This window comes from Dyadobacter bucti, from assembly GCF_005869225.1.
GTDB lineage: Bacteria > Bacteroidota > Bacteroidia > Cytophagales > Spirosomataceae > Dyadobacter > Dyadobacter bucti.
In genome coordinates this window covers 44,567-65,295 of record NZ_SWFP01000005.1, presented here as the reverse complement: position 1 = coordinate 65,295, position 20,729 = coordinate 44,567, and the positions used below count along the sequence as shown (strand labels likewise).

General features: G+C 43.9%; 20 protein-coding genes and 1 tRNA gene. 11 read left to right on the top strand and 10 right to left on the bottom strand.

Going from position 1 to position 20,729, the window contains the following annotated elements; translation table 11 throughout:
* Window positions 1–185: 185 nt before the first annotated feature.
* The 3 genes from lpcA to FBF61_RS16965 are packed head-to-tail and all read right to left on the bottom strand — an operon-like array spanning window position 186 to window position 2,747.
* Complete coding sequence (lpcA, locus tag FBF61_RS16975) at window positions 186–779, bottom strand: D-sedoheptulose 7-phosphate isomerase (protein WP_138479380.1); 594 nt, start codon at window positions 777–779, stop codon at window positions 186–188.
* 10 nt (window positions 780–789) lie between these two features.
* The gene (gene mnmC2, locus FBF61_RS16970) at window positions 790–1,446 is read right to left on the bottom strand and encodes a tRNA (5-methylaminomethyl-2-thiouridine)(34)-methyltransferase MnmC2 (RefSeq protein WP_138479378.1); all 657 of its coding nucleotides are present in this window, start codon (window positions 1,444–1,446) and stop codon (window positions 790–792) included.
* A gap of 32 nt (window positions 1,447–1,478) precedes the next feature.
* Window positions 1,479–2,747 (bottom strand): aspartyl protease family protein, encoded by a 1,269-nt coding sequence (locus tag FBF61_RS16965; RefSeq protein ID WP_138479376.1) that lies wholly within the window; start codon window positions 2,745–2,747, stop codon window positions 1,479–1,481.
* Between the two features lie 294 nt (window positions 2,748–3,041).
* Between FBF61_RS16965 and tpiA the strand changes: the two genes are divergently transcribed.
* Window positions 3,042–3,803, top strand: a complete 762-nt coding sequence (gene tpiA / locus FBF61_RS16960) for a triose-phosphate isomerase (protein WP_138479374.1) — start codon at window positions 3,042–3,044, stop codon at window positions 3,801–3,803.
* A gap of 200 nt (window positions 3,804–4,003) precedes the next feature.
* On the opposite strand, the gene FBF61_RS16955 is transcribed toward tpiA, so the two are convergent.
* From FBF61_RS16955 to FBF61_RS16940, 4 genes are all read right to left on the bottom strand, one after another.
* Complete coding sequence (locus tag FBF61_RS16955; RefSeq protein WP_138479372.1) at window positions 4,004–5,212, bottom strand: OmpA family protein; 1,209 nt, start codon at window positions 5,210–5,212, stop codon at window positions 4,004–4,006.
* A 90-nt stretch (window positions 5,213–5,302) separates the two neighbouring features.
* Complete coding sequence (locus FBF61_RS16950) at window positions 5,303–6,055, bottom strand: DUF5672 family protein (RefSeq protein ID WP_138479370.1); 753 nt, start codon at window positions 6,053–6,055, stop codon at window positions 5,303–5,305.
* A gap of 14 nt (window positions 6,056–6,069) precedes the next feature.
* Window positions 6,070–7,047 carry a glycosyltransferase family 2 protein gene (locus FBF61_RS16945; RefSeq protein ID WP_138479368.1) on the bottom strand — a complete coding sequence of 326 codons (978 nt, stop codon included), beginning with the start codon at window positions 7,045–7,047 and terminating at the stop codon, window positions 6,070–6,072.
* A gap of 75 nt (window positions 7,048–7,122) precedes the next feature.
* Window positions 7,123–8,421, bottom strand: a complete 1,299-nt coding sequence (locus tag FBF61_RS16940) for a hypothetical protein (protein ID WP_138479366.1) — start codon at window positions 8,419–8,421, stop codon at window positions 7,123–7,125.
* A gap of 96 nt (window positions 8,422–8,517) precedes the next feature.
* Between FBF61_RS16940 and FBF61_RS16935 the strand changes: the two genes are divergently transcribed.
* The 6 genes from FBF61_RS16935 to FBF61_RS16910 all read left to right on the top strand — a co-directional run bounded on the left by FBF61_RS16935 (window position 8,518) and on the right by FBF61_RS16910 (window position 14,789).
* A complete protein-coding gene (locus FBF61_RS16935; protein WP_138479364.1) occupies window positions 8,518–9,069 on the top strand; it encodes a hypothetical protein in 552 nt (183 codons plus the stop codon).
* A gap of 35 nt (window positions 9,070–9,104) precedes the next feature.
* On the top strand, window positions 9,105–9,893 hold the full coding sequence (locus tag FBF61_RS16930; protein WP_138479362.1) for a cysteine hydrolase family protein: 789 nt from the start codon (window positions 9,105–9,107) through the stop codon (window positions 9,891–9,893).
* A 116-nt stretch (window positions 9,894–10,009) separates the two neighbouring features.
* Complete coding sequence (gene uvrA / locus FBF61_RS16925) at window positions 10,010–12,874, top strand: excinuclease ABC subunit UvrA (protein ID WP_138479360.1); 2,865 nt, start codon at window positions 10,010–10,012, stop codon at window positions 12,872–12,874.
* Between the two features lie 63 nt (window positions 12,875–12,937).
* Entirely contained in the window at window positions 12,938–13,363 is a 426-nt protein-coding gene (locus FBF61_RS16920; protein WP_208352364.1) for an Xre family toxin-antitoxin system antitoxin, read from the top strand.
* Window positions 13,347–13,850, top strand: a complete 504-nt coding sequence (locus tag FBF61_RS16915; protein WP_229215095.1) for an RES family NAD+ phosphorylase — start codon at window positions 13,347–13,349, stop codon at window positions 13,848–13,850. The genes FBF61_RS16920 and FBF61_RS16915 overlap by 17 nt, the downstream gene beginning before the upstream one ends.
* Window positions 13,851–13,952: 102 nt before the next feature.
* Window positions 13,953–14,789 carry a fumarylacetoacetate hydrolase family protein gene (locus FBF61_RS16910; protein ID WP_138479356.1) on the top strand — a complete coding sequence of 279 codons (837 nt, stop codon included), beginning with the start codon at window positions 13,953–13,955 and terminating at the stop codon, window positions 14,787–14,789.
* A 66-nt stretch (window positions 14,790–14,855) separates the two neighbouring features.
* Here FBF61_RS16910 and FBF61_RS16905 read toward each other — a convergent pair whose 3' ends face one another.
* The 3 genes from FBF61_RS16905 to era all read right to left on the bottom strand — a co-directional run bounded on the left by FBF61_RS16905 (window position 14,856) and on the right by era (window position 17,889).
* The gene (locus FBF61_RS16905; protein WP_138479353.1) at window positions 14,856–15,251 is read right to left on the bottom strand and encodes a hypothetical protein; all 396 of its coding nucleotides are present in this window, start codon (window positions 15,249–15,251) and stop codon (window positions 14,856–14,858) included.
* A gap of 326 nt (window positions 15,252–15,577) precedes the next feature.
* Complete coding sequence (der, locus tag FBF61_RS16900) at window positions 15,578–16,888, bottom strand: ribosome biogenesis GTPase Der (RefSeq protein WP_138479351.1); 1,311 nt, start codon at window positions 16,886–16,888, stop codon at window positions 15,578–15,580.
* A gap of 77 nt (window positions 16,889–16,965) precedes the next feature.
* Window positions 16,966–17,889 carry a GTPase Era gene (gene era, locus FBF61_RS16895; RefSeq protein ID WP_138479349.1) on the bottom strand — a complete coding sequence of 308 codons (924 nt, stop codon included), beginning with the start codon at window positions 17,887–17,889 and terminating at the stop codon, window positions 16,966–16,968.
* 329 nt (window positions 17,890–18,218) lie between these two features.
* Here era and FBF61_RS16890 point away from each other — a divergent pair.
* The 4 genes from FBF61_RS16890 to FBF61_RS16875 all read left to right on the top strand — a co-directional run bounded on the left by FBF61_RS16890 (window position 18,219) and on the right by FBF61_RS16875 (window position 20,724).
* Window positions 18,219–18,291 (top strand) — tRNA-Met (locus FBF61_RS16890).
* A gap of 143 nt (window positions 18,292–18,434) precedes the next feature.
* The gene (locus tag FBF61_RS16885) at window positions 18,435–19,859 is read left to right on the top strand and encodes a hypothetical protein (RefSeq protein ID WP_229215094.1); all 1,425 of its coding nucleotides are present in this window, start codon (window positions 18,435–18,437) and stop codon (window positions 19,857–19,859) included.
* Between the two features lie 165 nt (window positions 19,860–20,024).
* Window positions 20,025–20,183 (top strand): 50S ribosomal protein L34, encoded by a 159-nt coding sequence (rpmH, locus tag FBF61_RS16880; protein ID WP_015813300.1) that lies wholly within the window; start codon window positions 20,025–20,027, stop codon window positions 20,181–20,183.
* Window positions 20,184–20,307: 124 nt separating this feature from the next.
* The gene (locus tag FBF61_RS16875) at window positions 20,308–20,724 is read left to right on the top strand and encodes a ribonuclease P protein component (protein ID WP_138479347.1); all 417 of its coding nucleotides are present in this window, start codon (window positions 20,308–20,310) and stop codon (window positions 20,722–20,724) included.
* Window positions 20,725–20,729 lie beyond the last annotated feature (5 nt).

The window sequence follows — 20,729 nt, the reverse complement described above, 5'->3', positions numbered from 1 at the left end:
AAAAAAATTATAGTGGGAAATTATTTCGAAGCAAGAATAACAATAGTCTTGGATAATCAAAAAGTCACGTATTGTCACTTATGGTCATTTTTAGTCACTTGGTGTCAGGTCTGCATTTGAAACTTTAAAACAACAATACATGACCACGCAAGACTAAAAATGACATGACTAAAGATTCCATCCGCCTACGATTCTACTTCAGCAATGACCATTTTTTCTATCAATAACATAAAAATATGGATCACTTTGATATGTATTTCCTGAATTCTGTCGGCATAACCAAAATGAGCCACCCGGATTTCAACATCCGCCACACCCGCCAGCTGTCCTCCATCCTTGCCCGAAAGGATCACAATTTTCATTCCTTTTGCCTTTGCAGCTTCGGTAGCCCGGATGATATTGGCAGAATTTCCGCTGGTACTCAGCCCAAGCATCACATCTCCGGGCTGGCCCAATGCCTCCATATATCTTGAGAACACAAATTCATAACCATAATCATTGCCCACGCAACTCAAATGGCTGACATCGGAAATCGCAATGGCGGGTAACGCGCGACGGTTGTTTCTGTACCGCCCTGTCAGCTCCTCCGCAAAATGCATAGCGTCGCAATGAGAGCCCCCGTTTCCGCAGGAAATAATCTTTCCGTTGGCTTTGATAGCATCTGCCATCAGGGTTGCTGCTTTTTCTATTTTTTCTGTTTGAACCGGATCATTCAAAAAAGCGTCTAAAACATGCTGTGCTTCCTGTAATTCCTGGCTGATAATACTTTGAAAACTCATTTTTAAAAGTTTAATATTTAATGGCTTTGAGCACATGCGTTTTTCGGCCTGGTCCTTTGTGACGTTCCACATTGAAACCAGCCGCTCTTAGTGCACGCTTTACAATTCCTTTTGAAGAATATGTAACTAATACGCCGCCAGTGCAGGTTTGGGCCGCTATTTGTGAGAAAATTTCTTCCACCCAAAGTTCCGGCTGGGCTCTTGGATCAAAAGCATCATAGAAAACAACGTCAAATAACTTGTCAGACCGGAAGTTTTGAAGATATACATTTTCTTTCCTAAACGTGAAATTTTCGGAAAGCTGATGCTCGGCGGACCAACCACATTCATGCAGTTGGGCAAAACCAGTTTGACCGGTCAGGGTTTCATAATTCAGTGAAACCGCTTCTTCTACGGGAACGGGAAAGGCCTCAACCGAGGTGTAATCGACCGGTTTTTGCAATCGATCCGCCAGTTTCCAGGCTAAAAATGCATTGAGCCCGGTACCAAAACCCATCTCAAAAACATGAACGGGAGAAGATGCCTGGCTCAAAATCGGGAAAAGTCCCAGTTGAATATAAATGTGCTCCGATTCTGTTAGAGCACCTTGCAGGGAGTGATATTGCTGGTTATATTGTGGGCTGTACAGAGAATGCGAACCGTCCTCTGTTAAAATAAAGCGTTCCAATTAAGCCAAAGTTTAGTTTGACTTAAAAGTAATTAAATCATTCTTTTGAGTGTAATCTGCGTAAAGAAAATCTCCCCTTTACGTTTCACCAGCAAGTCTATATTTTTGCCGTCGCCCCGTTGCATGAGCTTGTATATGTCGCTGACATTCAGGTCCGATGCCGCATTATCGTCTATAAACAGGAGCTGATCTCCCTCCTCCAAACCTGCCTTGGAAGCCGGCGAATCTTCCTGGATATGGTTAACAAAATAAGAATGCAGGTCACGGCCTTCCGCCCGTATCTCCATACCGCTCATATCATGTTCAAATTTCTCGCGAAGGCGGCTCCTAATGGGTTTAAGCACCATGTAGCGCTCCTGGTAATTCATTGTTACTTTGAACCTCCGCAAAAGCTCACAGCCAATATTACCCTGCCGGTCCGACCCCGGATGAAGTTTCGAACCAAAAGCAATGCTATCCGGAAAGGAGGCCACTATGTTGTCCATTTCGAACCTTCCCAGGCGAAGCCTGTCTATACGGCCCAGATTACCATTGATTACCCCATTCAAGCCACGGCCCAACTGCGCCCGGATCACCTTTTCCGGAAGCCTGAAGGATTCTTTGGATGTATTGTTCAAAAGTAAAGCATGTCCTGCACCCGTGTCGATCAGTACGCGGATCGGATGTTCCCTGCCATCGGCATAGAGCGTGACCGCATCCGTAAAAGGCTTAGTATCTTCGATGATAAGTGGATGCTTATCTCCTTTTTTGGTTTTGTAAGTATACTTGTCAGGACGCATCAATATCAGTTCCTTTCTCGAAAAATCGATGGTGACAACGAAATTATTGAATATTTCGTAGCCGAAAATACCATGTACCGGAACCCCGACATACTCGGACAGCCGTAGAAAATCCTCTTCAAGAACCACAATATTCTGATGGTTGGCTTTCAGGCGCCCCATTGAAAACCGGTTGTCGATGGCCACATGCGCAGAAATGGATTTCCCTTCGCCCGCACCGGTGAGGCTCACTTTGCGGGTCAGCTGCAGCCTGTCCGGCTTTAAAACGTAGGGATCGGTAATAATAATCGAGCTGACACCGGTATCCAGGATAAACCGAAGGGAATCCGTGTCATTGATTTTCGCATATAAAAGGATCAGGTTTGAATGCAGCTCGAAGGGTATCCGGGCGGATTTATAATTCTTATCCAGAAAATAACCATACTTTTCTTCTGAAACCGGCGGAACATCGTCCGATTTGGCGGACGATATGGTACTCGTGAAAAGTGTGATCGCTAGTATAAACCACTTAGACGTTTTCATCGTGGCCTCCTTTCTTTAAATTCTGATGATAACTACTATGTCAACATTCCAAACACATTGATTATAAATGTTTTGATTGCCATTTTTATCTTCTGTGTAAACTAAGTATCAAATCGGCTTCGTCTGTAACTACAGTAAAATTAATTCTTTTTTGTCTAGATTAAACACAAAAAATTCTTTATATGTCCAAACTTTCTGTGATTTTTTCAAACATTTATTGATAACAATGTAAATGATGAAATTATACTAATTTTGTTGCGTAGAATGACCTTTTTTCACAATAAAAAATTTTTTATGCGCAAGAAAATAGTTGCAGGTAATTGGAAAATGAATAAGGTTCTGGATGAAGCAGTTGCGCTTACGTCGGAGCTTGTAAATATGGCCAATGATGAGATACAGAGCGACGTAAAGATCATCCTTTGCCCGCCAGCCATTTACCTGACTACCATCAAAAAATATATTGAGAATTCCCCCAATTTCGCCCTGGCGGCTCAAAACTGCTCGGATAAAGTATCAGGTGCTTTTACAGGCGAAATTTCCGCCCAGATGTTACAATCTATCGGTGTGGAATATGTGCTGATCGGACATAGCGAGCGCCGACAGTATTTCAATGAAACCAATTCTTTACTGGCCGAAAAAGTCAATACTGCATTGGCAAATGGGGTTTCTCCAATCTTTTGCTGCGGAGAATCGCTTCAGCAAAGACAAAATGAAGACTATATCGGTTTTGTGAAAAATCAGATCACAGAAAGCCTTTTTCATCTTACACCGGAGCAATTACTTTCCGTGGTTGTTGCCTATGAGCCCATCTGGGCAATTGGTACCGGTCTGACCGCCAGCGCCGAACAAGCTCAGGAAATGCATGCAGCTTTACGTGCGCACATTGCCTCAAAATACGGAGCAGAGCTTGCCGACGAAATTTCCATCCTCTACGGGGGAAGTGTAACAGCTGCCAGCGCAGCTGAATTATTCTCCGCACCGGATATCGACGGCGGGTTAGTAGGTGGAGCATCCCTGAAATCAAGGGAGTTTACTAATATCATCAAGGCTAGGTAAGCACTTTTGATCAGGAGTGGTCATTTATGGTCATGGGTTGTCATTTATAGTCAAGGGTTGTCAGGAATTGTCATTTGTTGTTATAATGGTGTAAGTCCATACCTGACAATAAATGACTTTCTGACCAAAAGTGACAACAAATGACTTTCATGACTATAAATGACTTCATGACCAAAAATGCCTTTCATGACAATACCTGACTACATTTTCGTAATCACAAATTCCACTCTTCTGTTTTTACTTTTTTCTTCGGCCGACGTCCCTTTGTTGATTGGGCGCGTTCCGCCATATCCTTTGGCTTCAATCCTGCCGGCATCAATTCCCTTTTCAATCAGGAATTTTTGAACTGCTTCTGCCCTTTTCCGTGACAATTCAAGGTTTTTATCAAAATCTCCGACATTGTCTGTGTGGCCCTCCACTCTGATCTGCATTTCGCGATTTTCGCGCATCATGTCGGCAAGCTTGTTAAGTTCCTGATAGGATTCGGCCAAAAGCGTGTATTCTGAGGTAGCAAAATAAATGTTAGGGATCGTAATCGTTTCGCCTATCGCCAGCGGCGTCAGGTAAACGTCATGATTGAAACCCGACCTGCTCGCCGAATCTGCAGGTGAAACACTGAATGACGAACCGTAGTATCCTTTTGCGGCTATACGAAAATCGTAAGTCTCCTTCGGGTCGAGGCCGATACGGTATTTTCCGGAAGACGATCTGATCTGAAGTGAATCGCCTTTTTCTATATAGGCGATCTGGGCTGGTATCGGTTGTTTTGTTTTTGCATTATAAACCGTTCCTCTCATTACTGCAAATTCCGGGGATGTATTTTCCGGCTCTCTGGTGTCCGGAACCACAGCGGGTTCAAGAGGCTTTTTAATCGGCTCCTCTGCTTTGGGGGCAAGTTTGGCTGATTTGTTGAGCTGATTTTTAGGAGGATTTTTGATATGTACACCATAAAAGTTCCAAGATTGCTGACCCTGTGTACTTCTGCCTTCATAAAAATCAAAAACTTCGATTCCCGGCGTTAATCTTTCGAAATAAGCTACGAATTCCACAGTTTCGCCGGGCGTGACACGTTTGCGGGTGGGGTCGGTAGGAATGTTTTCTGCTCTTATAAATTTAAATTTTTTGTCCGTTTCGCCAGGTTTATACAATCTCGTTTCAGGATCCAGCCAAATCTGGCTTGACCCTGGATTAAGCTTTTGCGGAAACCCGTATAATTGGGGCGAAGGGCTTTTTCTTTCCGTAAATTCCAGGTAAACAACCGTGTACTTATCCGTAAGTTCGACTCGCTGGATCTTCACATAGCTTGCAGATTGCTCTTCAACTTTGGGGCTATCAGTAACTTGTCCGAAACTGGTATTCAGTGAAAATCCAATTACACAGAGGAATACCAAAAGCAACTTGAAATTCATGACTAAGGGATATCTTAATTTTTAATAAATAATTGCAAGAACGCCCAAACGATCCGCATAGTTTGTTAAAAATTGTTAAAACTCTGAAACCTATTGGTTTACAACAATATAGGAAGACCAAAATTCGGGATCGTAACGTTCCCAGGCATGGCAGGCAAATGGTAGTTGTCTATTTGTGAGCGCAAAACTCGCCGCAGGGCTTTTTTCAAATGAGAATCTCAGTGCTTCCTGCCAGGTAGGTAATTTCATGAACAGTTTCATGGGAATCAGCCGGGTGGCTTCCTGCGAAAAAAGCATATCTTCATTTCCTTTCCAGGCAGGATAAAAAAGATCGTAAATTTTCAGATACCGTACAAAAGCCGGAACCCGGCGAAGCGAAAGGCCTCCGTTTAAAACAAAACGCCGGCTGGAAAGTGCATCCGCAAAAATTTGCCCCGAGCCTGCCGGCAGACTATCAAATTCCTCCTGATGCAAAGATGGTGAGCCGATGTAATCGAATCCTTTTTTACACCAGTCTCTAAGCTCATCCCGGAAAACAAAAGCATCCAACTGATAGATGAGGATAAATTCGTATTCCGAAAAAACTTTGTAAAAACCGGAAGATGTCAGCAATCTGTTGTAGGCCTCTATTCCGGAAAAGCACGCGTCGTCCAAAGAGACAAATTCAATAGCCGGATATTCGGCTGCGACCCACTTCAAATCCAGGCTACGCGGTTTTACTATCCTCACAGGGTAGCGAGAAAGCACGTTCATGCATTGTTTCAGAGAAGCCTCTTCGGCTTCCGTGAACTCCGGCCTGTAAACGGGAATCACAATCGCAACGGACGGATCTGTAACTTTCACTCCTGACGGTTTAATTATTCTAACAAATCCCCAATTGCCGGCAGCCACCAATCTTTGCTGCTAAACCTGTAATATCCCCGTATCACCTGGTTCAGGATCGGGGTGAACCTTTTGTACCGGTTTTCGGGCAGGGAAGCGCGCCTGTAAAAATGTTTTTGCGATAAATACAATTTTATCAATTTCTCGCGTGGCACAAAAGGGATTGCCCTCAGTAATAAATAAATTTCATGCAGCTTGTTTGCCTTTTCTTCCAGGGGCACCAACTTCTCGCTGCGATCCCGTGAAAAACGATCCTTCAGATGCACTTTTTCGACTTTGCTTCCGAAACCGACCTGCTGGCTGGAATGGATGCGGTACGAGATCAGGGTATCGGCGATGAAATCGATCTTATTCTCGAGACTCAGCACCATAGCGATCCAGGCGTCGTGAATCAGGTCGGGAACGTGTGTTGGAAAAGGCATCAGCCTCTCAAGACAGGATTTACGGATTGCAAGCGTAGCTCCGGTAACTACAAACCCGTTGAAAAGAATTTCATGTGGTTTCCCCTCTTTCCACTTGTTTTGGCCTGTCCTGTCAAATTCGATTTCCTCCCATATCGTCTGCCCCGTCGGAACCGAGTCATCGTTGATCATCAATGCATCCGAGAAAACAGCGTCTTTGTCCGGATTTGCATTCAAATACGCCACTTGCCTTTCTACCTTGTCCTCTCGCCATTTATCATCCTGATCACAAAGGAAAATGATATCACCACTGCACAAAGACAAGCATTTTTCAAAGTTTCTGGTAGAACCCAGATTCTCTTCATTTATATGTATATAAACCGGAAAACTACTGTTTGCGGCAAAGGACTTGAGTATTTCTACAGTATTGTCTTTGGACCTGTCATCGCATATAACCAACTCATCTATGGGAACCGTCTGACCCGCGATACTACTCAGCTGTTCAGACAAATAAGCTTCCCCATTGTAGGTACACATCGCCACTGAAATCATAATGTGTATGCGAAATTTTCCATTCTAAAAAGGTACAAATTAACATGGAAATCCCTCTTTCCGCAAATCGGGCAACTATTTTCGGTTGGTATCATTGAAATAACTTTTTTCTGAGGATTGAACGTCTATAACTTCATGGTCGGTTGCCCATTGAAGTATTTCTGAGTAAGTACCTGAGTCTTTATAATAAATCAATGGTGTGTTACGGTCTTTCTCCCACCTCCTGATGGTGGTCATCAATTCATTATTGTTTTGTTGTAAAGCGATTTTGTTATTGTAAAAAACTGCCCCCCAAACAAGCAGCCCAACCGGGATCACATATTTCAGGTTGTGTTTTTTAACAATGTTTAAATCTAATAAAATCAATACAAGAATAATTGGGATCGTGGCCGTGAAAAACATATATCTCGGGGCTATCCCGCCAGCGGCTTTTGTCTCAAACCTGGAAATGGATATGATGATGCCCGTCAAAACCGGGAGGGAAAGCAGGCAGTATAAAAGCGGATTGCGAAAGGCGTATCCCTTGAAGAACAGCCAGATCCAGATACCCAAAACCGCGAAACCCACCACCATGCAAAAAATAATATTGATATACTGACCTTCCGGCGGATTCACAAACAGAAAGCTTCCCATAAAAGTAAATAGCAGGCGGGCCATCCATTCGGGATTAAATGCTGTGTGGGCGCTAGCATCCACCGAAGGTTCTACAAAGAATGTCACACCAAGGAGCATAGCCGAAATAACCGCCCAAAACATCAATAAAGGCCATTTTTTTTGAACAACCAACAAGAACCCGCCCAATAAAAGTGTAATGAAACCGTTCCCAAATGAAAAAACGGCAACGGCCGCTGCCAGTACCGCAAGACAAAAATGTATTCCAGTCGACCGAAATGCCTTATTTAGCATATACAGGCTTAAAAACGAGAATAAGAAAACCACATAATGCTGAATACCGCCCCAAAAATAATACGTCACTTGCCAGAAGGACAGACTGAACAGAAAAATACAGGCAATTAGAACGGTTTCCGGAAACAGGAGCTTTTGCCCTTTCATGACAGCAAGCATCAAACCAAAAAAAGCAAGCAGAAAAATGTTCTGGAAAAGGACCAGATGCGCGAAGTTGATCTTGTGGAACAGCCCGTAGTAAGTTGCCGCCGTCAGTTTTGAAAAAAATATCCGGTGTTCGTTATGCCTGCCAAAAAGGGTTTCCAATCTCTCTGAAAACAGGCTATTGTCGAAATAGAAGCGTCTGATGAAGTTTAGTGTAGTGTCGTAATCATCAAATGAGGGTACATTGAGAACATTTGTAATAAGCGTATATAAGAAAATTAAAAAAAGGGCAATACTCAAACTGGTTGAGAGATATTTACGCATATCTGATATTTTTGTCAAAAAACTTTATGGCGTATTCCGAAGCACATAAAGTTAAGGCGATTACCGGATTATCTATAAAATTACTATTGCATTGCTATGGCATTACCCGACCAGCTGAAAAAAGCCATTGTTCAAATGCCCTCCAAAGAAAAGGATAAACTGTTACTTAGGCTAATTACCAAGGACAAAACGCTTTCCGACAAGCTGCATTTTGAGCTGATCGAAGACAGTGCAACCATTCCCGAGCGAAGGGACGAGATTTCGGGCCGGATCGTACGGACTTCGAAATTTAACCAGAATACACCGGGCTGGGTCTTAATGGATATGCGTAACCTCAGCGGCGACATTTCCTATCATGTGAAGGTGACCAGAGACAAAATCGGCGGGCTTGAACTCAATCTGTTTTTGCTCAATACCTTTCTGGAAAGCTACCGGGATATACTTAAGACCTATTCTTCCAGGGCGGATACCTGTGCATTATACATTGCGAAAAAAGCACAGACTATCCTCAACGGCCTCGACAAACTGGATGAGGATTACCGGGTGGATTATATCAAGGACACCAATAACATGTTGGCCCTGGTGTACAGCCTTTGTTCCAAAATGTACGCGCGACAGATGGAATTGCCCCAGGTACTGGAAGAATAATATTCAGGATTTTGATTCATTTTGAAACCATAAAAATGGGAAAAACAGCCTTACTGATCATTGATGCACAGTTTGACTTTTGCAATCCGGAAGGTGCATTGTTTGTTCCCGGCGCTGAAATAGACGTCGAACGCATCGCCCGGTTAATCGCTCTTGAAGGCAAAAAAATAGACGGCATTTTTGTTACACTTGACACGCACAAGGTTATCGATATTGCGCACCCATTGTTTTGGGAAGATGCCAACGGCAATACCGTTGCCCCTTTCACATTGATCACCCCGGCTGCCGTCAAAGCAGGGAAATGGACTCCGCGTTATCAGCAGGACTATGTTTTGAAATATTTGGAAACGTTGGAATCCGAGGGCGAATTCAAACATTTTATATGGCCTGAACATTGTCTGATTGGGTCAAAAGGCGCGTCCCTGGACGATACAATTATGAACGCGCTCCTGGCCTGGACCCACGAAACAGGACGGGATTACAAGGTGGTTTCAAAAGGTGTCAATCCTTTAACAGAACATTTTGGGGTGTTTCGGGCGCAAATTCCGGTTGCAGAAGATCCCGCTACGGAACTCAACAAAGCTTTTCTGGAAGAGCTCGAAGAATTTGATAAAATACTCATGGCTGGTGAAGCGCGTTCCCACTGTGTGGCCACAAGCATCAACCAGATCCTGAAATATGCGCCTTCCCTGGTCCCTAAGGTAACAGTTCTTACAGACTGTATGTCGGACGTAACGAACTGGGGCCACCTTGCCGATCCGATTTTTGAGGCCGCGGCAGCACAGGGAATGACTTTTTCAAAAGCAGCCGGGATGTCCGTTTAGCGGAATAGCCCAGACTATATTCCTCTGTAGGGGGTTAAACTAAATGGCCCGACTTTTGGTTAATATGAAGATCGGTGCATTGACAAATTTGCCCGAATATCTATTCGATTTCTCCTATGATGCATTTACCTGTACCTCGGATTGAGGCTTCCCAATTCGATGATCTGGATCCAAGAAAATATATTCTGATCAAAGGTGCCCGTGTTAATAATCTTAAAAATATTGATGTTGCCATTCCACGCAACAAACTGGTTGTGATTACGGGGCTTTCGGGTTCGGGAAAATCATCATTGGCTTTTGATACGCTGTTTGCGGAAGGGCAGCGCATGTATGTGGAAAGTCTGAGCAGCTATGCCCGGCAATTTCTCGGCCGCATGGAAAAACCGGAGGTGGAATATATCAAAGGTATTTCTCCTGCTATCGCCATTGAACAAAAAGTTAATACCCGCAACCCGCGATCGACCGTGGGGACTTCAACGGAGATTTACGATTACCTGAAACTGCTTTTTGCACGTATCGGCCACACTTATTCGCCGGTTTCGGGTGAGCTTGTCAGGAAGGATTCGGTTACGGATGTTGTCAATTATATCCTCAGCCACGAAGAAGGCACAAGAGTAATGATCCTGGCTCCCCTATTGATCAGAGAAGGCAGGACGCAACCGGAGGAACTGACTATTCTCCTATCCAAAGGTTATAACCGCATTATCCTGAATGAAGAGGTTACAGCTATCGAGGATATTCTCGAGAATCCTGATAATTACCCGCAAGCCGGCAACCAGATTTATATATTAGTTGACCGGGCGGGCGTGAAACATGATGACGAAGACACGCAATACCGTCTTTCCGATTCTGTTCAAACTGCTTTTTTCGAGGGAGAAGGCCTTTGCATTGTCCGTGTTTTAAACGGCGAAAAAAAGTCTTTTTCCGATAAATTCGAGCTGGACGGCATTACTTTTGAAGAGCCTACGGTTAACCTTTTCAGCTTTAATAATCCTTTTGGCGCGTGTAAAAGATGTGAAGGTTTCGGTAAGATATTGGGTATAGATCCGGAACTGGTGATTCCCGATAAAAACCTATCCGTGTACGAAGGTGCGATCGCGCCATGGCGTACGGAAAAAATGAGCGAATGGCTTGTGCCTCTTGTCCGCAATGGGATCAAGTTTGATTTTCCCATACACCGCCCTTACAAAGAACTTACACCAGCCCAGAAAGAATTACTTTGGACAGGTAACCAATATTTCCAGGGAATCAACGATTTCGTCGCTGAGCTTGAATCGCAGACTCATAAAATTCAGTATAGGGTAATGCTGTCGCGGTTCCGGGGCCGTACCACCTGCCCTGATTGTCGCGGTTCCCGTTTACGGAAAGATGCTTCTTTTGTCAAAGTAGGGGGTGTATCCATTACAGATCTGGTTCTGATGCCGATTCAGGATGTATCCGTATTTTTCAAAAACCTTGAAATCAATGAACACGACCGGCAAATAGCCCGGCGGGTGCTCACCGAAATCGAAACCCGGCTGGATTACATGAACCGCGTAGGCCTGGGATATCTGACATTGAACCGGCTTACAAGTACTCTTTCCGGCGGGGAATTCCAACGGATCAAACTCGCTACCTCGCTGGGAAGTGCTTTGGTCGGCTCCATGTACATCCTCGACGAGCCAAGTATCGGCCTTCACCCCAGGGATACGCAAAGATTGGTAGGTGTCCTTGAATCGCTGCGCGATCTCGGCAATACGGTTATAGTGGTTGAACATGAGGAAGAGGTGATGCATGCTGCGGACCAGATCATTGATATTGGACCGGAAGCAGGTACGGGAGGCGGGCATGTTGTATTTCAGGGCAATTGGGAAGATATTTCTGATATTAAAAACGCCGGAAACCACGCTGGCAAAGAGGATGAAGTCAAATCTCATACACTTGATTTTCTTTTGGGGAATGATTCTATTCCGGTGCCTGCTGTCCGGAGAAAGAGCCTGCATTTTCTGGAAATCAAGGGAGCGCGGGAAAATAACCTCAAAGATGTCGATGTAAAAATTCCATTAAATGTGCTTACCGTCGTGACTGGTGTCAGCGGATCGGGTAAGTCCACATTGATACGCAAGATATTGTATCCGGCCCTGATGCGCCAGAAAGGAGAATTCAGCGAGGAAGTAGGCAAACTGAATGAACTATCAGGAAGCCTCGACAGGATCGAAGCCGTTGAAATGATTGATCAGAATCCTATCGGGAAGTCTTCGCGTTCCAATCCCGTAACCTATATCAAAGCCTACGATTATATCCGCCAGATGATGTCCGACCTGCCGCTTTCCAAAGCCAGGGGATACAAGCCTTCGCATTTTTCATTCAATGTGGATGGTGGGCGTTGCGAAATTTGCCAGGGTGAGGGTCAGGTGAAAATCGAAATGCAGTTCATGGCCGATATATATCTGACCTGCGAAGGATGTAACGGAAAGCGGTTTAAACAGGAGATCCAGGAAATACGGTATCAGGAAAAAGATATAGCCGAAATCCTTGATATGACTGTAGATGAGGCTATTGAATTTTTCAGAACATCAGAACCTAAACTGGCCGACAAACTCATACCCTTGCAGGAAGTGGGATTGGGATACGTAGGATTAGGCCAGTCGTCAAATACTTTATCGGGGGGAGAAGCGCAACGTGTAAAATTGGCTTCTTTTCTGGGAAAAGGCTCTTCCAACAAAGGAAAAACACTCTTCATTTTTGATGAACCAACCACCGGACTGCATTTTCACGATATCAAGAAGCTGCTCAAAGCCATCAATGCGCTCGTAGAACAAGGCGATACCGTTATCATTATCGAGCATAACATGGAAATCATCAAAAGCGCCGACTGGATTCTTGACCTGGGCCCCGAAGGAGGCGAAGGAGGCGGGTATCTGACATTCGCCGGAACCCCGGAAGAAATGATCAAGATAAATGGTAATTACACCGCCGCATTTTTGAAAGAAAAAATCTGAAAAATTGGAAATTCGAAGTATGTCACATACCTTTGTGACATACTTCACTTAAAGTTAGCCAGAATGAAACCGCTCATGTTTAGAGATGAATTTGTTCCTTACGGCTCAACACCAGCCTCAGACTTCAACCTCATTCAAACATCCAGGCAAGGCATACTCCGTTCAACCGCAGATGACGTTGCAAAATTGGTCGGCCTTACCGACAATGAAATTGCATACGTACTGGGCATGACACCCCGAAACCTTCATCGCATACAACCCGAAAAACGGCTTGGAACTGATGCTTCAGAAAGGCTGCTGCTACTAAAAAATATACTGATCCATGCACTAGATACCTTTGAAGGAAAAGACGCTATTGTTCGCAACTGGCTCCGAACGCCTGTCAGCGAACTAAATGATCAGTCTCCTTTACAGCTGATGGACACACTCACGGGCTTCGGGCTGGTTGAAGATGTCCTGGGCCGGCTGGATTATGGCCTTCCCGCCTGACAGCTCCGAGCATATGCCACTCGTTTACCGGATTATCAGAGAAAAATTTTTACATCAACCTCTTTCTTCCGAGGGAAGCAAACTATTTGGTGCGCGCTGGAACCCGAAAGGTATCGGCGTCCTCTATACAACATCAACACCGGAGCTAGGACTTCTTGAAACACTGGCGCACGCACCTGGAGTCCGATATGAGGATTTGCCCGTGTACTGGCTCTCCTCAATCAGCATCCCCGACGATATCCGATACTATTCCAGAGAACAATTGCCCGGTTATTGGCAGGACAAAAATTACGAAAGAACGCAGTACTGGCTTAAAGACTGGCTTTTAAAGCCCGACGTTCTGGCAGTCGGCATTCCGTCGGTGATCGTACCTTTTTCCCACAACATCGTCGTTCATCCCGAACATCCTCTTTTTTCACAAATAGCATTGGTGGCACAGGAAAAAATCCCTGTTGACAGACGGCTATGGCATTTGGAAAATAAATGATCAGAACTTATAATTCCTTTTCAATCCCCACTTATCAGAGCCGTTTTTAGAGTAAAGAAAATAGGGAAAAGCCTTATTAAAATTTAACTAACTTCCGCAATTATGAAATTATATAAAACTGAAAACAGCGTTTTACTTGAAAGCGACGACCTTTTCTATCGCTTGCATGAAGGCGACTGGGATTTGGTGGTGAATAGGGATAATCTGTACGAGTGGCTTGAAATTCAAATGGAGAATCTGATTCCTTTGACTTTTACAGACGATACACCAATGCCGGAAATTCTTGCCCCGATTGGTTCCCAGGAAGTATGGGCTTCGGGAGTTACTTATTTCAGGAGCAGGACTGCGCGGATGGAAGAGTCGGAAAAGGCTGGTGGCGGCAGTTTTTATGATCGGGTATATGAGGCAGAACGTCCTGAGCTTTTTTTCAAATCAACCGCCTGGCGGGTGGTAGGTAACCATGGAACAGTGCGGATCCGCCGCGATTCCACCTGGGATGTTCCCGAGCCGGAACTTACACTTTTTGCCACAGAATCAGGTACTTTGGTAGGGTATACCATTGGCAACGACATGAGCTCGCGAAGCATTGAGGGAGAAAATCCATTGTATTTACCACAGGCTAAATCATACACCGGCAGCGCTGCACTTGGACCTTGTTTGTATGTTCCGGCAGAGGTTTTGCCAGACGATACCGTCATCGACTTATCAATAATCAGGGCGGGGGAAGAAGTTTTTAACGAAGAAATCACCTTATCACAAATGAAACGTAAACCGGACGAGCTGCTTCGTTATCTATTTCGTGAAATGAGCTTTCCTCATGGCTGCTACCTCATGACAGGAACCGGAATCATCCCACCTTCTGACTTTACGCTGCAAAAGGATGACATCGTACACATTACCATCGAGCCAATCGGGACTTTGACCAATGTTGTAGGCTGATAGCTAACAAAGAAAAGCCGCAGCAAAATGAATTGCTGCGGCTTTTAGCATCATATAATACGTTGCTTATGAATTGCCAAGTTTGGGTGAGCCGATAAAAGCATATATCACGCAGCGTACCATGCTCACCAGTTTGGTTACAATCGCACTCTGCTTATCGTCTTCTTTTTCGCTCTGAAAAAATGCCCCGGGGCCTTCTTCCAATATCCGCTCATTCAAAGTAATTTCCTCCGCCATTTTATTGGTAAATTGGCTGGTAAATGACACAGGGACTTGTTTCACGTTGACGACGTGTTTCCTGGACGCCTTTGCCTTCTGTGCTGCGATTTTTTCATTTGATCGAACACATTCTTTTCCCGCTTGTAACTTTTTGTGCGCAACGAACATGTTGTGGGAGTACCCGGTAGCGCCCGCTTGCAAGCTGAAAAGTACCAGAAGAGTAAATATTTTTATGGTTTTCATAGCTCTTGTTTTTCAGTCGTTTAGAAAAAATCCTATTGGAATTCATTGTAACTAATTGACGCTACAAATATATATGTTTTGTTAGGTATCTTGCAATACATAGTACCTTGTTTTTAACAATTTTTATGAAATTTTTTTTGGTACTAGTGGATGAACCCATAGTGTCCGGCTAACAGATGTAAAGTTAAATCAAAAGGTTGCAGGATTTTGAATAAAAAAGACGAACTGCATTTTTTATCCGCTGAACAGTAGGTAATTAAAGTTAAAACAAAAAAAGGCCGGGACAAAAACTTGCCCGGCGCTCTGGTACTGAAAATCTGTATAGTTTATTTCTCCCGAAAGAAAATTGTGATCGGTACTCCGGAAAAATCAAAGTTTTCCCGCATCCTGTTTTCGAGGTAGCGCAAATAGGGATCCTTCACATGTTTCGGGTTGCTGCTGAAAAACACAAAAGTTGGTGAAGGTGTAGGAAGTTGTATCATATACTTGATATTGATATACTTACCCCTGTCAGCCGGTGGTGGGTACTTTTCTATTTCCGCCTGCATCACATCGTTCAGCTTGGAAGTGGAAATCTTCTTGGTTTTATTCTGATATACCTCCATTGCTTTTTCCATCACCTGATGTATCCTTTGCTTTTCGACAACCGAAGCAAAAATGATGGGCATGTAGTTCATCGGCGCGAGTCTTTCGAGCAGTGCTTTTTTGTACGCATCAGCGGTTTTGGAATCCTTTTCGACCAAATCCCATTTGTTGACCATGATGACAATACCCTTTTTTGCTTTGTCCGCCTGCCCGATAATGTTAAGGTCCTGTCCTTCCAGTCCCAATGTGGCATCCAAAAGAATAATGCAGACATCGGATTCTTCCATCGCTTTTACCGAACGAAGCGTCGAATAAAACTCTATATCTTCTTTAACCCTTGATTTTCTGCGAATTCCGGCTGTATCTGTTAATATGAACTCCATTCCAAAAGCATTGTAATGCGTATGAATGGCGTCACGGGTAGTGCCGGCTATGTCCGTAACGATACTTCTGTCGGTACCGGTTAACACATTCAGGAAAGATGATTTTCCAACATTAGGCCGCCCCATAATTGCAATACGCGGGATTCCTGCTTCGGGATCCTCTATTCCAGCAGTTTCAAAATGTGTAATTACCTTATCCAGCAACTCTCCCGTTCCAAAACCGGTTTGGGCAGATATTGCAAAAATCTCATCGCCAAGGCCCAGTTCATAAAACTCTGCTGCGGACTGATATCTTTCTGTCGTTTCCGCCTTGTTTGCAACCAAGTAAACGGGCTTATTAAATCGCCTGAGCACGTTGGCAAAATCTTTATCAAGATCTGTCAAGCCTGTCATGGTATCAACCATAAACAAAACAACCGTCGATTCTTCAATCGCCAGCTCCACCTGGTCCCTGATAGCTCCTTCAAAAATATCTTCCGAGCCTACCACATATCCTCCTGTATCAATTACCGTAAAATACTGGTCTGTCCACTCACCATAACCGTAATGCCGGTCGCGGGTTACACCGCTCTGGTTGTCCATAATTGCTTTACGGCTTTCCGTAAGGCGGTTGAATAATGTGGATTTGCCCACATTCGGACGACCAACAATCGATATTATATTTGCCATTTTTTATTACTTATTAAATGTGATCCAAACGGATTGATTTGATTTACCGTTTTCCCTTCGTTTTACTTAATTTAACATTACTCTTCATATCCGAACTGGCGGAGCTTGTTTTCTTTGCTTCTCCAGTCGGGCTCTACTTTTACATGTTGTTCGAGAAAGACTTTTTTGCCGAAAAATTCTTCAAGGTCTATCCTGGCCTGGGTGCCGATCTTCTTTAACATTTCACCTTTTTCCCCAATGATAATCCCTTTTTGGCTTTTACGTTCGACCAAAATCTCCGCCCGGATTACTATAATATCGTCCCGTTCCTTAAATTCTGTGATGACTACCTCGGAGCTGTATGGAATCTCCTGGCGGTAATTGAGGAAGATTTTTTCGCGGATCATTTCCGAAGCAAAGAAACGTTCAGGCTTGTCTGTAAGTTCATCTTCATCAAAATATGGCGGGTGAAAAGGCAGACGCGTGATCACGGCATCAAACAGCGTCGCAATGTTCGCATTATGCAAGGCAGAAATCGGGACAATAGCGGCAGGCTGTATTTCCTTTTCCCATTCTTCTATTTTGTTTTTTACCTGATCGTCATTGGATAAATCGATTTTATTTAAAACCAGAACAATAGGCGCGTCAGCACGTTTGAGTAACGGCAAAACCTCATGATCGGCAGCTTTCTCTCCCACCTCTGCCACAAAAAGAACCACATCTGCATCTTCCAGGGATCCTTTTACAAAGGTCATCATCGAGTCGTGCAGCTTATAAGACGGTTTGATTACGCCGGGCGTGTCAGAATAAACAAGCTGAAAAGGGATGTCCTCGTGCTTGCCATTCAAAATACCCATAATCCTGTGCCGGGTGGTTTGCGCTTTGGAAGTAATGATGGACATCCGTTCGCCGACGAGCACATTCATCAGCGTCGATTTGCCAACATTGGGCCTGCCGATAATACTAACAAATCCTGCCCGGAAACTCCGGAACGGGTTATTTGTTTCTGGTTTATCATTCATACTGATATTTTCTACAATAGATTATTTGTTCTTACGGCGGGCAAAATATTAGCCTCCCACCATATCTTTCACAGAAGCTGTCCTTCTAAAATTATACAAACTTACAGTTTTCCGGGGAGCAAATTGCAATTACAGATTTCATTGACGTATTGAAATACGTCCGGCTCCGCCCAATATAATCGGCTCATAATCAAATCAGATAAGTGATTTTTTATCAATCCGATGGTTGTTGCAGCTATTTTAATGATTCCTTTTCAAGAAATTTTTAACAAAAATAGTTGTTTTCTTTAAACATAAAGTCGTATGTTTGCACTCCGATTCACCAACACCGCGGGATGGAGCAGTTGGTAGCTCGTTGGGCTCATAACCCAAAGGTCGCTGGTTCGAGTCCAGCTCCCGCTACACAGAAAGCCACTTTTTTAAGTGGCTTTTTTCTTTTTACTCCTCTGAGAGGCATCCGCCGCGGTACCATTTACATACATCTCCCGCGTATTCCCTAGGTTGTTCAAATTATTATTTTACTTTTGAACACACACTTTTAATTAATGAAAAATATGCGGATCTCTACCTGGTTTAAAAATCCCGATAACAGGCTGATTTTGCTGATATTAGCCTTCTCCACGCTACTTCTTCCTTTCATTGCCGTCTCCTTTTTTACCTTTCCTTCCACTGATGATTATTGCCATACGCTGGCCGTTAAAGATCTAGGTTACTGGGGCTATCAGGAACACTATTGGAAAACATGGTCGGGCCGCTACACAGGAACGCTCATATCAGCCACCCAGCCGCTGATTTACGAATCGTACACAGGCTACAAAATTGCCCCGATCGTATTGCTTATTGTATACGTACATGCATTCATCTATTTTGTTCGCGCGTTTACGCTGGACAAACTCACCAGATGGCAGACAGGCCTATTCGCATTTCTCCTCCTTTTTACAATGCTCGCAGAAATGCCCGTAATTTCCGGCTACTTCTATTGGTATACAGGCTATTACTACACTGTTGCTGATATCGGGACGCTCTATTTTTTCGGATACTTGTTCCGAAACTATTCCAAAATTTCCCGTACCAATATTGCGGCAATGTGTTTCGCGCTGATTTTGCTCGTCGGCATGAATGAGTATACGCTGGTCTGGCTGGTGATACTTTCCGGTTCGCTTTTCTTTTTCAGCAGCATCACACGCAAAAGAATTCAATGGAAAGAACTGATACTTGCCTTGGTTGCCCTGACATTCGGCATACTTTCGGTGACTGCTCCCGGCAATTTCGCCCGGGCCGAATCCGGTCTATATCCTACTCCCTTGAAATACGATCTTTTATTTTCCCTGAAAAACAGCTTTTTATGGTCGATCCATAACTTTACCAAAATGGCACCGACCCTATGCCTGCTGACGCTGGTCCTGATTCCGTATGCGGCCAGGATGTATCATTCACGACAAAAAAATGAATTCCGTTTTTTGTTTATTCACCCGGCTATATCGATTTTGATTTTTGCGGGATGCCTTTACCTGAGCTATTTTCCCTCCTACTGGTCTATTGCGGAACCACCCAATCTCCGCGGCCAGTGTATAATCAATTTCTGGACCTTGCTTGGCTGGATATTTAATGTCTTTGTGCTGATTTTCTGGGCGATGGAAAAACATGATATCAAAATCATAACCCATGTGGGAGTTTATAAATGGGTGGTAGGTCTCTATTTTCTGCTATTGTACAGCGGAAATTTTAATTATCGTTCAGCATGGTCCGACCTTCTGACAGGGCGCGCAAAACGCTATCACGAGGAAATGATCAGTCGCACTGAAATGGTACTGAATACAAAGGATTATCAGATTTATGTACCAAAACTAAAAAACCTGCCTTACACCATACTAATGCCAACCGGGGATATGGATCCCGCCTGGGCATCTGTGGAGAAAAATAATGGTTGCGCTGAATGGTATTTTGGTAAAAAGTTCTTTTACAAATAGCCTTTTTAATAACGATTAAGCCTCACAAACGGCCATCTAACCGTTTTGAAATTAAGGTTTTAATAAAAATGCGTGAAACTTTGCCTTAATTTGAAAATTTGTCTACCTTTGCAAGCCAAAATTAAGGGTAGAAGAGATTTTTTAGCGCAATAATTTGATACTGAGATGAAACGTACCTTTCAACCATCGAATCGCAAGAGGAGAAATAAGCACGGATTCCGTGAAAGAATGTCCACGGCAAACGGGCGCAAAGTAGTTGCCGGCCGCCGTAAAAAAGGTCGTTGGAAATTAACCGTTTCTGACGAAAAACGTCATAAGCAATAATCTGGGTTCGAAAGTTTGAAGTAGAGGACGCTAGTCGGGGACGCCTAGTCGGGGACGCCTAGTCTTTCATAGTCTGATAAGTTCGATATTCTCAAACTTATCAGACTTTTTTTTCTACAAGAACTTGAAACAAACATTTGGCAAAAATGAGCGCTTGTGCAGCCCCCGGTTAATCGGAAGGCTTTTTCAGAGAGGTAGTGCGGAAGTTCAGACGTTCTACCTTTTTCCTTTTAGAATACTGTATATTCATGATATGCAGTCCCCACCGCCTCTTCCGCAGGTCCTTTTTTCTGTTTCCAAAAAGCAATTTAAAAAAGCAGTCGATCGAAATCTGATCCGCCGCCGCTGTCGGGAATCATACAGGCTGAACAAAGAACCGCTGATTTCCCTTCCGCCGGAGTCAAGACCATCCTACATTGCTTTTTTGTATCTTGCGAAAGAAATAACAACTTACGACGTTATTGAAAAGGCCATGGCCCAGTCGCTCAAAAGACTTGAAAAATTGTCCCTTGCCATTCAGAAAAATCAATCCAATTCCTGAACGTT

Coding starts and splice junctions, on each gene's coding strand:
- lpcA (WP_138479380.1), bottom strand. CDS start 779: ATGAGTTTTCAAAGTATTATCAGCCAGGAATTACAGGAAGCACAGCAT.
- FBF61_RS16965 (WP_138479376.1), bottom strand. CDS start 2,747: ATGAAAACGTCTAAGTGGTTTATACTAGCGATCACACTTTTCACGAGT.
- tpiA (WP_138479374.1), top strand. CDS start 3,042: ATGCGCAAGAAAATAGTTGCAGGTAATTGGAAAATGAATAAGGTTCTG.
- FBF61_RS16955 (WP_138479372.1), bottom strand. CDS start 5,212: ATGAATTTCAAGTTGCTTTTGGTATTCCTCTGTGTAATTGGATTTTCA.
- FBF61_RS16945 (WP_138479368.1), bottom strand. CDS start 7,047: ATGATTTCAGTGGCGATGTGTACCTACAATGGGGAAGCTTATTTGTCT.
- FBF61_RS16940 (WP_138479366.1), bottom strand. CDS start 8,421: ATGCGTAAATATCTCTCAACCAGTTTGAGTATTGCCCTTTTTTTAATT.
- FBF61_RS16935 (WP_138479364.1), top strand. CDS start 8,518: ATGGCATTACCCGACCAGCTGAAAAAAGCCATTGTTCAAATGCCCTCC.
- FBF61_RS16930 (WP_138479362.1), top strand. CDS start 9,105: ATGGGAAAAACAGCCTTACTGATCATTGATGCACAGTTTGACTTTTGC.
- uvrA (WP_138479360.1), top strand. CDS start 10,010: ATGATGCATTTACCTGTACCTCGGATTGAGGCTTCCCAATTCGATGAT.
- FBF61_RS16920 (WP_208352364.1), top strand. CDS start 12,938: ATGAAACCGCTCATGTTTAGAGATGAATTTGTTCCTTACGGCTCAACA.
- FBF61_RS16915 (WP_229215095.1), top strand. CDS start 13,347: ATGGCCTTCCCGCCTGACAGCTCCGAGCATATGCCACTCGTTTACCGG.
- FBF61_RS16910 (WP_138479356.1), top strand. CDS start 13,953: ATGAAATTATATAAAACTGAAAACAGCGTTTTACTTGAAAGCGACGAC.
- FBF61_RS16905 (WP_138479353.1), bottom strand. CDS start 15,251: ATGAAAACCATAAAAATATTTACTCTTCTGGTACTTTTCAGCTTGCAA.
- der (WP_138479351.1), bottom strand. CDS start 16,888: ATGGCAAATATAATATCGATTGTTGGTCGTCCGAATGTGGGCAAATCC.
- era (WP_138479349.1), bottom strand. CDS start 17,889: ATGAATGATAAACCAGAAACAAATAACCCGTTCCGGAGTTTCCGGGCA.
- FBF61_RS16885 (WP_229215094.1), top strand. CDS start 18,435: ATGAAAAATATGCGGATCTCTACCTGGTTTAAAAATCCCGATAACAGG.
- rpmH (WP_015813300.1), top strand. CDS start 20,025: ATGAAACGTACCTTTCAACCATCGAATCGCAAGAGGAGAAATAAGCAC.